General features: G+C 41.9%; 11 protein-coding genes, 3 tRNA genes and 1 pseudogene. 11 read left to right on the top strand and 4 right to left on the bottom strand.

Going from position 1 to position 13,945, the window contains the following annotated elements; translation table 11 throughout:
- The 8 genes and pseudogenes from DWW10_RS24050 to DWW10_RS24085 form a co-directional block, all read left to right on the top strand.
- Positions 1-314, top strand: a pseudogene (locus DWW10_RS24050) (NAD-dependent epimerase/dehydratase family protein); the annotation flags it as partial.
- 37 nt (positions 315-351) lie between these two features.
- Positions 352-1,302, top strand: coding sequence for an MraY family glycosyltransferase (locus DWW10_RS24055; protein ID WP_118422400.1), 951 nt, complete (start codon positions 352-354; stop codon positions 1,300-1,302).
- A gap of 250 nt (positions 1,303-1,552) precedes the next feature.
- Complete coding sequence (locus DWW10_RS24060) at positions 1,553-3,487, top strand: sensor histidine kinase (RefSeq protein WP_118422399.1); 1,935 nt, start codon at positions 1,553-1,555, stop codon at positions 3,485-3,487.
- A gap of 5 nt (positions 3,488-3,492) precedes the next feature.
- Positions 3,493-5,238, top strand: a complete 1,746-nt coding sequence (locus DWW10_RS24065; RefSeq protein WP_118422398.1) for a bifunctional metallophosphatase/5'-nucleotidase — start codon at positions 3,493-3,495, stop codon at positions 5,236-5,238.
- A gap of 42 nt (positions 5,239-5,280) precedes the next feature.
- On the top strand, positions 5,281-5,622 hold the full coding sequence (locus DWW10_RS24070; protein ID WP_118422403.1) for a hypothetical protein: 342 nt from the start codon (positions 5,281-5,283) through the stop codon (positions 5,620-5,622).
- Between the two features lie 49 nt (positions 5,623-5,671).
- Positions 5,672-7,993, top strand: coding sequence for a TonB-dependent receptor (locus tag DWW10_RS24075; RefSeq protein ID WP_022394102.1), 2,322 nt, complete (start codon positions 5,672-5,674; stop codon positions 7,991-7,993).
- A 186-nt stretch (positions 7,994-8,179) separates the two neighbouring features.
- Complete coding sequence (locus DWW10_RS24080; protein WP_022394103.1) at positions 8,180-9,052, top strand: AraC family transcriptional regulator; 873 nt, start codon at positions 8,180-8,182, stop codon at positions 9,050-9,052.
- 62 nt (positions 9,053-9,114) lie between these two features.
- On the top strand, positions 9,115-9,876 hold the full coding sequence (locus DWW10_RS24085; RefSeq protein ID WP_022394104.1) for a creatininase family protein: 762 nt from the start codon (positions 9,115-9,117) through the stop codon (positions 9,874-9,876).
- Positions 9,877-9,954: 78 nt separating this feature from the next.
- Here the strand turns inward: DWW10_RS24085 and DWW10_RS24090 are convergent, their stop codons facing one another.
- From DWW10_RS24090 to DWW10_RS24105, 4 genes are all read right to left on the bottom strand, one after another.
- Positions 9,955-10,362: a DUF4878 domain-containing protein gene (locus DWW10_RS24090; protein ID WP_022394105.1), complete on the bottom strand. Its 408-nt coding sequence runs from the start codon at positions 10,360-10,362 to the stop codon at positions 9,955-9,957.
- Positions 10,363-10,391: 29 nt separating this feature from the next.
- Complete coding sequence (locus tag DWW10_RS24095) at positions 10,392-11,024, bottom strand: YiiX/YebB-like N1pC/P60 family cysteine hydrolase (RefSeq protein WP_118422397.1); 633 nt, start codon at positions 11,022-11,024, stop codon at positions 10,392-10,394.
- A gap of 244 nt (positions 11,025-11,268) precedes the next feature.
- Positions 11,269-11,853, bottom strand: a complete 585-nt coding sequence (locus tag DWW10_RS24100) for a Crp/Fnr family transcriptional regulator (RefSeq protein WP_022394108.1) — start codon at positions 11,851-11,853, stop codon at positions 11,269-11,271.
- Positions 11,854-11,914: 61 nt separating this feature from the next.
- Positions 11,915-13,258: an MATE family efflux transporter gene (locus DWW10_RS24105; RefSeq protein ID WP_022394109.1), complete on the bottom strand. Its 1,344-nt coding sequence runs from the start codon at positions 13,256-13,258 to the stop codon at positions 11,915-11,917.
- A 233-nt stretch (positions 13,259-13,491) separates the two neighbouring features.
- Here DWW10_RS24105 and DWW10_RS24110 point away from each other — a divergent pair.
- The 3 genes from DWW10_RS24110 (at position 13,492) to DWW10_RS24120 (ending at position 13,746) form a co-directional block, all read left to right on the top strand.
- Positions 13,492-13,578, top strand: a tRNA-Ser gene (locus tag DWW10_RS24110).
- 9 nt (positions 13,579-13,587) lie between these two features.
- Positions 13,588-13,659, top strand: a tRNA-Glu gene (locus DWW10_RS24115).
- 14 nt (positions 13,660-13,673) lie between these two features.
- A tRNA-Lys gene (locus DWW10_RS24120) sits at positions 13,674-13,746 on the top strand.
- The last annotated feature ends 199 nt before the right edge of the window (positions 13,747-13,945 follow it).

The following is a 13,945-nucleotide window of genomic DNA, read 5'->3' on the forward strand; positions in this document are numbered from 1 at the left end:
TGACGAAGAATGTAGCGAGTGGTATTTATCATATGGGTGATGACGAAACCCTATCTACAAATGAATTAATTGCTCTCATGTGTGAGGCTATGGGTAAAACACCTCACATCTGGAAGATGAACCGGAAGATGATGGAAGGTTGTGCAGGCTTAGGAACTTTACTTCATCTGCCGCTGAATACTGAACGTTTGCGGAAACTGACAGAGAATTATGTGGTGAGTAATGAGAAGATTAAAGCAGCACTTGGCATTGAACAAATGCCTGTTCGTGCTGCTAATGGGATTATGAAAACGATAAAATCGTTTTCAAATTAAGAATTAATAATTAAAAATTAAAGGGGCAAGTACGGTTATGTATTACCTGATTATATTGGTTCTGCTATTTCTGGCAGAACTTTTTTATTTTAGAATAGCTGATAAGTACAATATCATCGATAAGCCTAATGAGAGAAGTTCCCATACCCGGATTACTTTGCGTGGTGGCGGAATCATTTTCTATTTTGGTGCTTTGGCTTATTTCTTGAGTAATGAATGGGAATATCCCTGGTTCATGTTGGCATTGACCCTAATTACCTTTATCAGTTTTGTGGATGACATTCGTTCCACTTCTCAAGGCTTTCGGTTAGTGTTTCACTTTACCGCTATGGCTTTGATGTTTTACCAATGGGATCTATTTTCTCTTTCATGGTGGTGGATAATTATTGCATTGATAGTTTGCACAGGTATTATTAATGCTTATAATTTCATGGATGGTATCAACGGCATTACCGGTGGCTATTCATTGGTTATTCTAGGTGCATTAGCTTATATAAATTCTAAGATAATCACTTTTGTTGAACCCGCTTTGATTTATACCGTCCTTTGCTCTGTATTCGTATTTTGTTTCTTTAATTTCCGTAAAAAGGCGAAGTGCTTTGCCGGTGATGTCGGTTCTGTGAGTATCGCCTTTATTCTTCTTTTTCTGATAGGGAGACTCATTATTAAAACAGAAGATTTCAGCTGGATTATCCTGTTGTCCGTTTATGGTGTCGATAGCGTTCTTACTATCATTCATCGCTTGATGCTTCATGAAAACATTGGTTTACCTCATCGCAAACATATGTATCAGTTGATGGCGAACGAATTGAAGATGCCTCATGTTGTGGTTTCGTTGATTTATATGGTGGTACAAGCAATAATAATAATTGGATATATAGGATGTTTAAACTATGGTTATATATTCTTGCTGGGTGTAATTTTATTGCTTAGCTTTATCTATATATGGTTTATGAAGAAGTACTTTATCTTACATCAAAAGGTTTAATATCAATTGATTATATATTAATGTCAGAAAACAGCTCCCTGTGGGCTGTTTTCTTTGTTTATATCTGGCAATATCTTCACAGAACACTTACGGATAAAAATATTATAAATTCTGAAAGCGGGCAGTAAGAATATAGTTTGATGAACTATGTCTTACTGCCCGCTGTATTATTATAGTTTAAATTCTACAACTATTTTTCTATTCTTATAACTTTATTGTATATTTGCCGAAACAATTCTATATTCACTGAATGGGCTTATTTAGGAAAATAATATATAGCTTTCTGCTTTTCTTACTGATATCCCACATTGGGCTTTCATCGGCCTTTGCGGTGACTGGAGAACACCCGGTATTGATTATCAGTTCGTATAATCCGGACGCACGACAAACTTCTGGAAATATTTACGATTTTATGGAAGAATTTGAGCGACTGGGAGGAAAGGCTCCGATAGCTCTGGAAAACATGAACTGCAAAAGTTTCTCTGAAGCTCCTTTATGGAAAAATAAAATGGAGGAACTTCTTGCTAAATACCGGGGAAAACGTTCGCCTGTACTACTTGTGCTGATTGGTCAGGAGGCTTGGACAGCTTATTTATCACAAGCAGATTCCATACGTGGAAATGTTCCGGTGCTGGCTGCACTGGCAAGCCGTAATGCCATTATTCTTCCGGATGATTCAGTCGATCTGAAAACATGGATGCCTAATGCAGTGGATTTCTTTAATGACTTCCCTAATTCTTCAGTGAAAGCCGGATTCGTTTATGAATATGATGTAGAAGCCAATATTAATCTGATAAAGAAGTTGTATCCGAAAACCAGGAATATTGCTTTTGTTTCCGATAATAGTTATGGAGGTGTTTCTCTGCAGGCACATGTAGTGGAAGAGATGAAAAAACACCCGGAACTGAACCTTATTCTGCTGGACGGACGAACGAATACGATTTATACCATAAGCGATAAATTACATGAATTGCCTCCCAATACAGCATTGTTACTGGGTACCTGGCGCGTAGATATGTATGACGGATACTTTATGCGCAATGCGACTTATACGATGATGGAGGCTGCCGGTGATGTTCCTACTTTTTCTATAACTTCTGTAGGTATAGGCTATTGGGCCGTAGGTGGAGTGATCCCTTCTTACCGGGCATTGGGTAAGGATATGGCGCATCAGGCAGTTCGTTTGTTGCAGGGACCGGACAGCGACCGGGTGGAAGTAGAGGTAATTCCGAATAAGGTGCAGATGGATAGCAAGATTGTGAAAGATAAGCGTTTGGATCTGTCTTTCATTCATCAGCCTATAGAAATGGTCAATGAAAATCCATCGTTTTACGAACAATATAAATATCATATCTGGACCGTTGGTACTATCTTGGTCGTATTGCTGAGTGGATTGTTTATTTCTCTGTACTTCTACTATCATACCAAGAAACTGAAAGATGAACTGGAAGAGTCGGAGAGTGCTTTGAGAGAAGCGAAAGACCGTGCGGAAGAGTCAAGCCGTCTGAAGAGTGCTTTCCTTGCTAATATGAGCCATGAAATCCGTACGCCGTTGAATGCGATTGTAGGATTCTCCGATGTATTGGCTTCAGGAGGTACTTCGGTGGATGAACAGCAGGGATATGTCGATATTATTAAAACAAATTCGGACTTATTGCTTCGCCTGATCAATGATATTCTGGATGTTTCGCGTCTGGAGGCAGATAGGGTTACGTTTACAATTGAGAAGTGTGATGTAGTACCACTGTGTCAGCAGGTATTAGCTTCCGTCAGTCAGGCTCGTAAGTCGGAAAATAAGTATATTTTTGAATGTGATCGTGAGAGTGTGGATTTGCGGACGGATACCCAGCGTTTGCAACAGGTTATTATAAACTTACTCTCCAATGCCGATAAGTTCACCAGAAACGGTAAGATCACATTAAAGCTGGAAGTAGATGAAGAGAAGAGAGTAGCTACTTTTTCTGTATCAGATACCGGTACAGGTATTCCGTTGGAAAAACAGAAACTGGTATTTGAACGGTTTGAGAAACTGAATGAGTATGTGCAAGGCACAGGATTGGGCTTATCTATCTGTAAACTGACTGTAGAGAAGTGGGGAGGAGAGATCTGGGTAGATCCCGGATATACAGATGGAGCAAGATTCGTATTTACGCATCCATTTGAGATAGAACAACCAAATAAATAATTACTATGAAGAGATTTTACTTTTTCTTAGGGTGGATATTCTTCCTGACAGGAGCCGTGTTGGCTCAGGATAAAATAGTAAAGCTGAAAATTATAGAAACCAGCGATATACATGGTAACTATTATCCTTATGACTTTATACTTCGACATGAGGCAGGGGGAAGTCTGGCGCGTGTGTATGAGTTTGTTCAGAAGGAACGTGAGACTTATAAGGATAACCTGCTGTTATTGGATAATGGAGATATTCTGCAAGGTCAGCCTTGTGCTTACTATTATAATTATATTGATACCATTTCTCCGCATCTGGCTGCCGAAGTATTGAATTACATGAAGTATAATACCGGTAACATGGGAAATCATGATGTAGAAACGGGACGTGCTGTGTTCGACCGTTGGGCAGATGATTGCAAATTCCCTGTTTTAGGTGCTAATATCATTGATACGGCTACGGGGAAAACGCACTTCAAGCCTTATGAAGTATTGGAACGGGATGGTGTTAAGATTGTAGTGCTGGGAATGATTACTCCTGCTATTCCTGTGTGGTTGTCGGAAAACTTGTGGAAAGGTCTGCGCTTTGATGATATGGAAGAGACAGCCCGCAAATGGATGAAGATTATCCGTGAAAAAGAGAATCCGGATTTAGTAATCGGAATTTTCCATGCCGGACAAGATGCTCTGTTGATGGGAGGTAAATATCGTGAGAATGCTTCACTGGAAGTGGCCCGTAACGTTCCTGGTTTTGATATTGTTTTGATGGGACACGATCATGCCCGTGAGTTGAAGAAGATTAAAAATGTAGCGGGAGACTCTGTACTGATTATGAACCCTGCAAGCAAGGGAGTGGTTGTGGCGAATGCAGATGTTACTTTGAAATTGCGTAAGGGAAAAGTAGCCGAGAAACATATCGACGGAGTGCTGACTGAAATGAAGAACTATACTGCAAATAAGGATTTTATGACTCATTTTGCTCCACAATTTAGTGATGTTCAGAATTTTGTGTCCAAGAAGATAGGTAGTTTCACTGAAACGATTTCTACACGCCCTGCCTATTTCGGCTCTTCGGCTTTTATTGATCTAATCCATATGTTGCAACTTGAAATCACGAATGCGGAAATTTCTTTTGCTGCTCCTCTGTCGTATGATACCAAGATCAGCAAGGGTGATGTATTTGTAAGCGATATGTTCAATCTGTATAAGTATGAAAATATGCTTTATACTATGAAATTGTCCGGTAAGGAGATAAAAGATGCATTGGAGATGTCATATGCTTTATGGACAAACCAGATGAAATCTCCTGATGACCATTTGTTGCTGCTTCGTGAGAAGCGTCGTGAAGGAGCAACGGATCGTGCTTCATTCAAGAACTTCAGTTTCAATTTTGATTCGGCTGCCGGTATCATTTATACGGTGGATGTAACGAAATCCAAGGGAGAAAAGGTGACTATAACCAGTATGGCGGATGGAACTCCTTTCTCTTTGGATAAAATGTATAAAGTAGCACTGAATTCCTACCGTGGTAATGGTGGAGGAGAATTATTGACTAAAGGCTCCGGTATTTCTCAGGATGAATTGAAAGACCGTATCCTGTTCTCTACAGATAAAGACTTGCGTTATTACCTGATGCAATATATAGAGAAGAAAGGTGTGATTGAACCACATGCGTTGGGGCAATGGAAGTTTATTCCGGAAGAATGGGTGGAGCCTGCAGCTAAACGGGATTATGAGTACTTGTTTGGAAAAGTGGAAAAATAATCACTATCTTTGCAGTCGCAATTTTTAATAGACTGTAGGGACGTGAATAAAAAGATAAAGAGAATTATAGGGGCTGTATGCTTGTTGGTGCTGTTTGTGGCATATCAGACAAGTATTACAGCCTTTACTCATGTCCATTACGTCAATGGAGTGCTGATTACCCACTCGCATCCATTTCACGGTAAGCACACGCACTCTAAAAGTGAACTTGTCGTTATAGGTCGTTTGTCAACTTTCCAATCTCCGGAGGTTGATGTATATGAAGAACTGCACCCCATGCGGATACTTCTGGCTGTGCTGGAAGCAGAAAAACTAATATCCCTGGTGAAGGGAGAGTCGGGGCAGATCGTTTCTCTTCGTGCTCCGCCGGCGCTCGCGGCATAAATGATCCTTTATTTAATTTTTCAATACATACATTTTTGAGCGCAAATTAATGAAAAAACATATACTTGCGTTGGTGCTTACTATGGTTTGCATCAGCCTCTATGCCGTAAATCCTATAAAGGAAGGCAACATGATTTCCGGTCACGTGATAGTGAAAGGAACAGAAGAAAATATACCCTATGCAACTATATTAATCAAAGAAAGCGGTCAGGGAACAGTCTCTAATGAAGAAGGGCAGTTCGAATTCCGTAAACTTCCTGTCGGGAAATACACGCTTCGCGTATCAGCAGTAGGTTATAAGACGCAGGAAAAAGAGGTAACTGTCAGTAAAGACTTCACTGCAGTCATACATTTCCAGATGCAGGAAGAGAGTTTCATGACGGATGAGGTAGTGGTATCTGCCAATCGTAATGAAGTGAGCCGTAAGGAAGCTCCGGTAGTTGTCAATGTGATGAGTGCCAAGCTCTTTGAAATGGTCAATTCTACAGATTTGGCAAAAACACTGAACTACCAGTCTGGTCTGCGTGTGGAGAACAATTGTCAGAACTGTGGTTTTCCACAAGTACGTATCAATGGCCTGGAAGGTCCCTATTCTCAGATATTAATAAATAGTCGTCCTATCATCAGTGCCCTCAGCGGAGTATATGGACTGGAACAGATTCCCGTGAATATGATAGAGCGTGTGGAGGTAGTGCGTGGCGGTGGTTCTGCTCTGTTCGGGGCGAATGCGGTAGGCGGTACTATCAATATCATTACTAAAGACCCTATCAGTAACTCTTTCCAGGTATCGAGCATGTTTTCGTGCATGGATGGAAAATCGTGGGAACAATATATGGGTGGTAACGTCTCCCTGGTTGCAAAAGATAACTCTTACGGTATAGCCCTGTATGAAAGCTATCGTAACCGTAACCCTTATGACCGTGATGATGATGGTTTCTCCGAACTTGGTAAACTGAATATGAATACTTTCGGTTTCCGTGCTTACTATCGCCCTACGCACTTCAGTCGTATCAATCTGGAATACCATACTACTAATGAGTTCCGTCGTGGTGGTAATAAATTTGATCTGCAACCGCATGAGTCGGATATTACGGAGCAAACCAAGCACATTATTAATAGTGGTGGTGCCAGCTACGATTTATTCTGGCGTGAATATAAGCATAAGATTTCTCTTTATGGTTCTATTCAGCATACGGATAGAAACAGTTATTATGGAGCGCAACAGGACATGAATGCTTATGGTAAGACGGATGATCTGACCTGGGTAGCCGGTGGCATGTATGTAGGCAATATGAACAACTGTTTCTTTGCTCCTGCTACTTTTACCGGTGGCCTTGAATATCAGAATAACTCCCTGCATGATGTTATGACTGGTTATCATCGTGATATGAAGCAGGATGTACGCATAGCCAGTGCCTTTGTTCAGAATGAATGGAAGATGCGTCAACTCACTATGCTGGTGGGTGCCCGCCTCGATAAGCACAACCTGATAGACAAGTTGATTTTCAGCCCGCGTATCAATTTCCTTTATAAACCGACTGAGGATTTCCAGGCACGTTTGACGTATTCTACCGGTTTCCGTGCACCGCAAGCTTATGATGAAGATTTGCATGTGACAGCTGTAGGTGGTGAAGGAGTTCAGATTAAATTGGCTGATAACCTCCGTGAAGAGCGTTCCAATAGTTATAGTGGTTCTGTGGACTGGAGTACACATCTCGGACATTGGCAAGCGAATATTTTGTTGGAAGGTTTTTATACTGATCTACGCCATGTGTTCGTATTGGAAGATATCGGTAAGGATGATAACGGTGATGAGATCAAAGAACGTCGTAATGGTAGTGGTGCACGGGTATATGGTGTCAATCTGGATGCCAAGCTGGCCCATGGCAAAGAAGCACAGTTCCAGTTAGGTTTTACAGCACAACGCAGCCGTTATACGGATGCCGAAGTCTGGACCAAAGTGAATGGTGAAGAATTAACTACCAAACGCATGATGCGTACACCGGATTATTATGGCTATTTCACTTTCTCTTCCGCACCGTTGAAGAATTTCGATTTCTCTTTGTCAGGTATCTATACCGGAAAGATGATCGTTCCTCACTATGCTCCGGTGGATGCCCCGGAAGGTGCGTTTTGCAATATTGAGAAAGACCGTATGGAGAATACTCCTGATTTCTTTGATCTTAATCTGAAGTTAAATTATACCTTTGTTTTGCGTGATCACATCAAGTTGCAACTCAATGCCGGTGTACAGAATATCTTCAACAGCTTCCAGAAAGACCTGGATAAAGGTGAGTTCCGTGATTCCGGTTATTTTTACGGACCAACGCAACCAAGGACATTCTTTATCGGCTTTAAATTTATGAATTAGGCTGAGGTCTAAATTTAATATTGCAAGTGTTTGCAAAATTATTGCATGGGCTTATGAATTTATTGCAAGAGCATAATTTCATAAGCCCTTTCTAGTAGAAATGTTCCCTTTTTCTTTTTTTTAGGATATTTCGGACGGTTTTCAGCGAAATATTGCTTAAGTTTGCCACGCAAATAAGAAAGGGAGATGAAAAATATAAAGAACGTAGATATTGCAACTATTCGCCGTTTTCCGGCAATGGATTTTATTGGGAATGATTTTGCCATATTCGACAATATAGGAGATATCCCTTTGTTCGGTTATCCTACACGCCTGAATGCGTCTTGTCTGACACTCTGTATGAAAGGGCATTGCAAGATACGTATCAATCTGAAAGAATATGAACTTACCGAAGGTGTTCTTGTGGTTACTTTGCCCGAACAGATTTTGCAGCAGGTGGAGCGTTCGGATGATTTCACCGGTGTTTTTATAGTTGTCTCCGGTCAGTTTATAGATGATGTGCTCCCCACGGTACAGCAGTTATTCCCTCTGTTTTTTATGATTAAAGAGCAGCCCTGTGTGCGCCTCAATCCGGAACAAATGGAGGCTGTGCAGGAGTATTATTCTTTCCTCCAAAAGAAGGTAAAACTGAAAGACAATCCTTTCCGTAAAGAGATTACTCAGGGATTGATACTGTCTCTTTTCTATGAGATATATAGCATCTATCAAGGCAATGAACCTACTGTCAGAAAAGTAAAAAGCAGGAAAGAGGATCTTTTTGAACGTTTTGTCCGTGCAATTACAGAGTCGTACAAACAGGAACGCAGTGTTGCCTATTATGCCGACAAAATGTTCCTGACAGCCAAGCATCTTTCTACAGCAGTAAAAGAAGTCAGTGGAAAGACTGCCGGAGAGTGGATAGACAGTCTTGTTATTCTGGAGGCTAAAGCTTTGTTGAAATCTTCCGAAATGAGTATTCAGGAAATCTCCGATGAACTGCATTTTGCCAACCAGTCTTTCTTTGGCAAATATTTCAAGCATCACACCGGAATGTCTCCGAAAGAATATCGTAAGCAATAGTACACAGTGTCGGAATATTCTTTATTTTTGCAGGTATCAAATACCCCCAAAAATAAGAAAACATGGAAAAAAGAGAAATTGACCTTGCTGTTTCCTGCTATGGAAAAGTGAAGGATGTGAAGTATGATGCCGTTATACTTCCCTGGGGCGCAACAGAGCCTCATAACTTACATCTTCCGTATCTCACCGATTGCATTTTGCCCCATGACATTGCTGTAGACGCTGCTACGCTGGCACTGGAACGTTCCGGTGTGCGTTGTATGGTGATGCCTCCTGTTCCATTCGGTGCCCACAACCCCGGGCAGCGTGAACTTCCCTTCTGCATACATACCCGTTATGCCACCCAACAGGCTATTTTGGAAGATATTGTCGCTTCTCTTTATGCTCAGGGTATGCGTAAACTGATTATTGTCAGTGGACATGGCGGGAATAATTTCAAAGGTATGATACGCGACCTTGCCTTTAGCTATCCGGACTTCCTGATTATTGCTACCGACTGGTTTAGCCTCGTTCCCACGAAAGGTTATTTTGAAGCTGAAATAGATGACCATGCCGGTGAGCAGGAAACTTCCGTAATGATGCACTATCATCCGGAGCTGGTAAATCTGAATGAGGCAGGTGATGGGGATTCTAAGCCTTTTGCTATTTCTTCATTGAACGAAAAGGTGGGTTGGGCACCGCGCCATTGGGATAAAGCTACAGTGGATAGTGGGGTAGGGAACCCCAAGAAAGCTTCGGCTGAGAAAGGTGAACGCTATGTGAAACCTATTATCGAAAAGCTTGCCAAGCTCTTCACGGAAGTAGGGCAGGGTGAACTTTACTAAGTAAAATAAAATGGGCGGTCCGGTAAGAAATACTTTTCTTAACTGAACCGCCTTGTTGCTTATACTGAGATGAAAAGCTTACTTATCTATTGACATTAGCCATTTACCATCTCTTTTCACCATCGATTGCGTACCTTCTTGTGTTTCTCCGTTTCCGTAGGTTTGCTTTATTTTTACAGTTGCTGTGTTTCCATCTTCCGATATTTCTTCCGATAGAATCTCAATACTTTTCAGTCCACCCATTTTTTCATACTCTTTGCCCACTTTATCTCTCAGTAAGGCAACAAATCCTGCTTTTTGCTCTTTCAGTTTATCAGCAGTTTCGCTGTCACCCAAAGCAATACCATCTACAAACTTTTCATAGTCACCTTTGATAAGATAGTTGCTATACTTCTTCATCGCATCTCCCGGACTACTGGAAGAGGAGCAAGCTGCCATCATAAACATAGCCATAACCATCAGACTAAAATAAAATACCTTTTTCATACGCTTTTTTTTAAATGATTAATGTGTATTTAAAAATAGTATATCAAACAGAGGCGCTTACTCTGTGCAATATCGTTAGGCAGGAGATAATCTCCTTTGAATCCCGGAATATTCACGTGACTGATACGTCCCTCAGGCAAGTCTATTCCTTGTTTTTTGTATACGAAATCAACCAGTTCTGTACAGTACATTCGCGTTGTATCTGCCAGGTTATAATCATGGTCGAATAATACATGGGCATGATATAACCGTTCTGCCCGTACTGCTGCTCTGTATGCGCTTGCAGAATCCTCCGCTATACGCATAATGGCCCCGTTAATAGCTTTTCTTTCTTCAAAAAACACTTCAACAGTTTCCATTTTTACACGATCCGGGTCGTCTTTGAAATCCGGTTCGCCGGGCACAGCATGTATCACATACCATTGTCCGTCTTTCTTCTTCAGGATGCCGGTATGCGAATACGTTCCTTCACGGTCTGCAGCCAGCACTACTCTACTTGTAATCCCTGTTCCTCTTCTGAAAGCTATGTCTCCATCCCGAAATAATTCCTGTGGCAATTGCAGCAGGCGGGTCTTTTTATCAGGACTTCCCTGGCATCCCGCCAGTATAAGTGTGAACAACAGCGTTATTTTTAGTAGTGCTACGTGTGGCTTCGTTTCCATTAATACAAATATATGAATAAGTTTGCATTACTACATGTTTTTTAAATGAATTTTGTGGAGTGAACGAAAAAAGAGGTAACAACCTCTATACGTTGTTACCTCCTTTTTTAATTTATACCCTAAAAACTAATCTCTTTCCTTATAAAAACTAATTCTATTTCTCTTTTGATGGCGCAAAGTTAGAGAGTTCTTGGGGAATATGATTTGATATAAATCAAAAAAATGTAGATTCATATTGGCTTTTTTACAGTATGCCCGAGCGTACCCGGCTGAGGGTTTCGGGCGTCATCAGCAAATAAGATGCGATATGTGATAATGGTGCCCGTTTGATGACCTCCGGATGGGTATGTATCAGCATATTGTAGCGTTCGCGTGCTGTTTCGAACCGCCAGGAGTCAGCTTTTACTTGAGATACGATGAGTGAATACTCCAGTATCTTACGGTAGAACATATTGATTTCCCAGGAGATTTCCGTCAATCTCATGAATTTGTCGTAGGGGAGGAGGTATACTGTGCAAGGTTCCAGAGCTTCTGCCATCAGGCGGGTAGGTTCTTGCTTCAATGTACTTTCTATGCAGATGATGACACAGCCTTCGTAGGAAAAGTGCTCGGTGACGTCTTTACCGTTTTTGTAATAGAACTGGCGCATCATGCCTTTACCCACAAACACCATGTGGTGGCAGACTTGCCCTTCCTTGAATAAGAGTTCACCCTTTTCCAGCTCTTTGCGGATCAGAATATCTTCTATCAGTTTTCTACCCTCAGGTGCCATACCCGGATAACGGGAGTTCACAGTGGCATTAACTGTTTCTTTTAATAGTGTATCCATAATTGTTCGCTGGTATTTATAACCGTTTCCGGGCACAAAGGTACGAAAGATTTGATTTAAATCAAATCTTAACAAACCCTTTTGTCATCCACTTCATGCTATACCAGCGTCGCACGAAGATGGCTCCCCGGATATTTTCATCCAATAGGAAAGCAACCCACATGCCACAGATACCCCATTCCAAAGGAATACCGAAGATGTATCCCAGTCCGACGGCAATGCTCCACTGAACCACCAGTCCGACGTAGAACGGATAGTTGACATCGCCGGCTGCACGCAGGGCGTTCGTGGCAAAAATATTGATAGGGCGTCCGATTTCGAGAATAACGTCGATGATGAGGATGGTGGTACCCAGCCGGATGATCTCTTCGTTGGAGGTCAGCCAGTGGAAAATGGTGTTTCCAAAGACTGCCAGAACCGTGGAAAGTATGACGGTGATCATTACGGATTTCTTCATCACGTATTTTCCCATAAGGAAGGCAGCATGAGGTTTTCCCTCTCCGATGAGGTGACCGATACAGATGGCGCCTCCTTGTGCCATGGCAATGCTGAAGAGGTAGGCGAACATGATAATGTTGACGCAGTAGGTACGGGTGGCCAGTGCTTCGACGCCCAGCATGTTGATGAAAAAGGTAATCACTACTTGCGATGAACTGTAAGAGAGTTGCTCTCCGGCAGAGGGCAGGCCTACTTTCATCAGGTTCTTCAGCTCGGGCCACGGGAATGGACGGAAATAAGCGACAGGGAAACGGTGGATATGCTTGCGGAACAGGATAATGAATAGTAGTACCATGGAAACTCCGCGGCTGAAAGCTGTGGAAATGGCAGCACCTTCTACACCAAGTTCCGGGAAGCCGAAGCGACCGAAGATAAGGGAGTAGTTACCTATGATATTAAGTATGTTGACAACGACGGTTACCAGCATTGGGTAGATGGCTTTGTTGGCACTGCGTAGGGAAGCAGACAGGGTTAGGGAGATAGCTTGAAAGAAAGCGAAGGCACCCACGATGCGCATATAGTCCATACCGTCTGTCATCAGTTCGGGAGTGAGTCCCATGAGGCGTAGTATCGGTCCGGCACAGGAAAAAAGGAATAAGCTGACAGAGATGCCGATCACTATATTCACAAGGATGGATACGCCGACTACCTGAACTACTTTCTTCTGCAGGCGTGCACCGAGGTATTGGGAGCAAAGAACAGAGGTGCCAAGGTTGATAACCTCGAATATAAGGAAAGTAAGCATGATGATCTGGTTGACCACTCCTACGGCGGCAACGCTACTATCTGAGTGGCGGCTCAACATAATAGTATCTACAGCACCCAGCATCATGATGAGCAGGGTCTCTATAAATATAGGGGCAGCGAGTTTGGCAAGTCGCTTTTTTAAGCTTTCCTGATGTATCATTTCGTATGTGTTTGAAATCCGGTGATGAAAAACCGCGCAAAGGTACGGAATGGGAGGGAGGGAAGAATTGATATGAGTCAAATAAATTATTTTTTTTCCGACCTTTGCTTTTGACTTTTAACAGATTACCTCTTTTCCTGAAAAAAGTCAGAAAAAAATATGATGGAAAGATTTGCATAGTCCAAAAGTTTCCCATACATTTGCACCGCATTTGAGAAACAATGCAGGTTTAAGGAAGTGTGGGTGAGTGGCTGAAACCACCAGTTTGCTAAACTGACGTACGGGTAACTGTACCGGGGGTTCGAATCCCCCCGCTTCCGCAAACAGCCGGTGGATTCGTCTAACGGTTAGGACACATGCCTCTCACGCATGTAATACGAGTTCGATTCTCGTATCCACTACGGAAATTTTTAATGCACTCTTAGCTCAGCTGGTAGAGCAATTGACTCTTAATCAATGGGTCCAGGGTTCGAGTCCCTGAGGGTGTACGAAGAATAAGAAGACTGCTCCCGAAAAGAATGAAATATTTCATTCTTTTCGGGAGCAGTCTTCTTTTATGCCTATCGGGCAACAGTTTTGTTCAGGAAAATACGTTTTGCAATAAAAATTTTGACTTGATTTGATTTTATCTGATTTTTATTAATATTTTTGCAGCGCATATCAACAAAGTAATTCACGTATCTTAAT

The sequence above is a fragment of the Bacteroides intestinalis genome, from assembly GCF_003464595.1.
GTDB lineage: Bacteria > Bacteroidota > Bacteroidia > Bacteroidales > Bacteroidaceae > Bacteroides > Bacteroides intestinalis_A.

Bases quoted from the DNA above. Each gene is read 5' to 3' on its own strand.
- DWW10_RS24085 (WP_022394104.1), top strand. From the start codon at position 9,115: ATGGAAAAAAGAGAAATTGACCTTGCTGTTTCCTGCTATGGAAAAGTG.
- DWW10_RS24095 (WP_118422397.1), bottom strand. From the start codon at position 11,024: ATGGAAACGAAGCCACACGTAGCACTACTAAAAATAACGCTGTTGTTC.
- DWW10_RS24075 (WP_022394102.1), top strand. From the start codon at position 5,672: ATGAAAAAACATATACTTGCGTTGGTGCTTACTATGGTTTGCATCAGC.
- DWW10_RS24080 (WP_022394103.1), top strand. From the start codon at position 8,180: ATGAAAAATATAAAGAACGTAGATATTGCAACTATTCGCCGTTTTCCG.
- DWW10_RS24065 (WP_118422398.1), top strand. From the start codon at position 3,493: ATGAAGAGATTTTACTTTTTCTTAGGGTGGATATTCTTCCTGACAGGA.
- DWW10_RS24060 (WP_118422399.1), top strand. From the start codon at position 1,553: ATGGGCTTATTTAGGAAAATAATATATAGCTTTCTGCTTTTCTTACTG.
- DWW10_RS24055 (WP_118422400.1), top strand. From the start codon at position 352: ATGTATTACCTGATTATATTGGTTCTGCTATTTCTGGCAGAACTTTTT.
- DWW10_RS24100 (WP_022394108.1), bottom strand. From the start codon at position 11,853: ATGGATACACTATTAAAAGAAACAGTTAATGCCACTGTGAACTCCCGT.
- DWW10_RS24105 (WP_022394109.1), bottom strand. From the start codon at position 13,258: ATGATACATCAGGAAAGCTTAAAAAAGCGACTTGCCAAACTCGCTGCC.
- DWW10_RS24090 (WP_022394105.1), bottom strand. From the start codon at position 10,362: ATGAAAAAGGTATTTTATTTTAGTCTGATGGTTATGGCTATGTTTATG.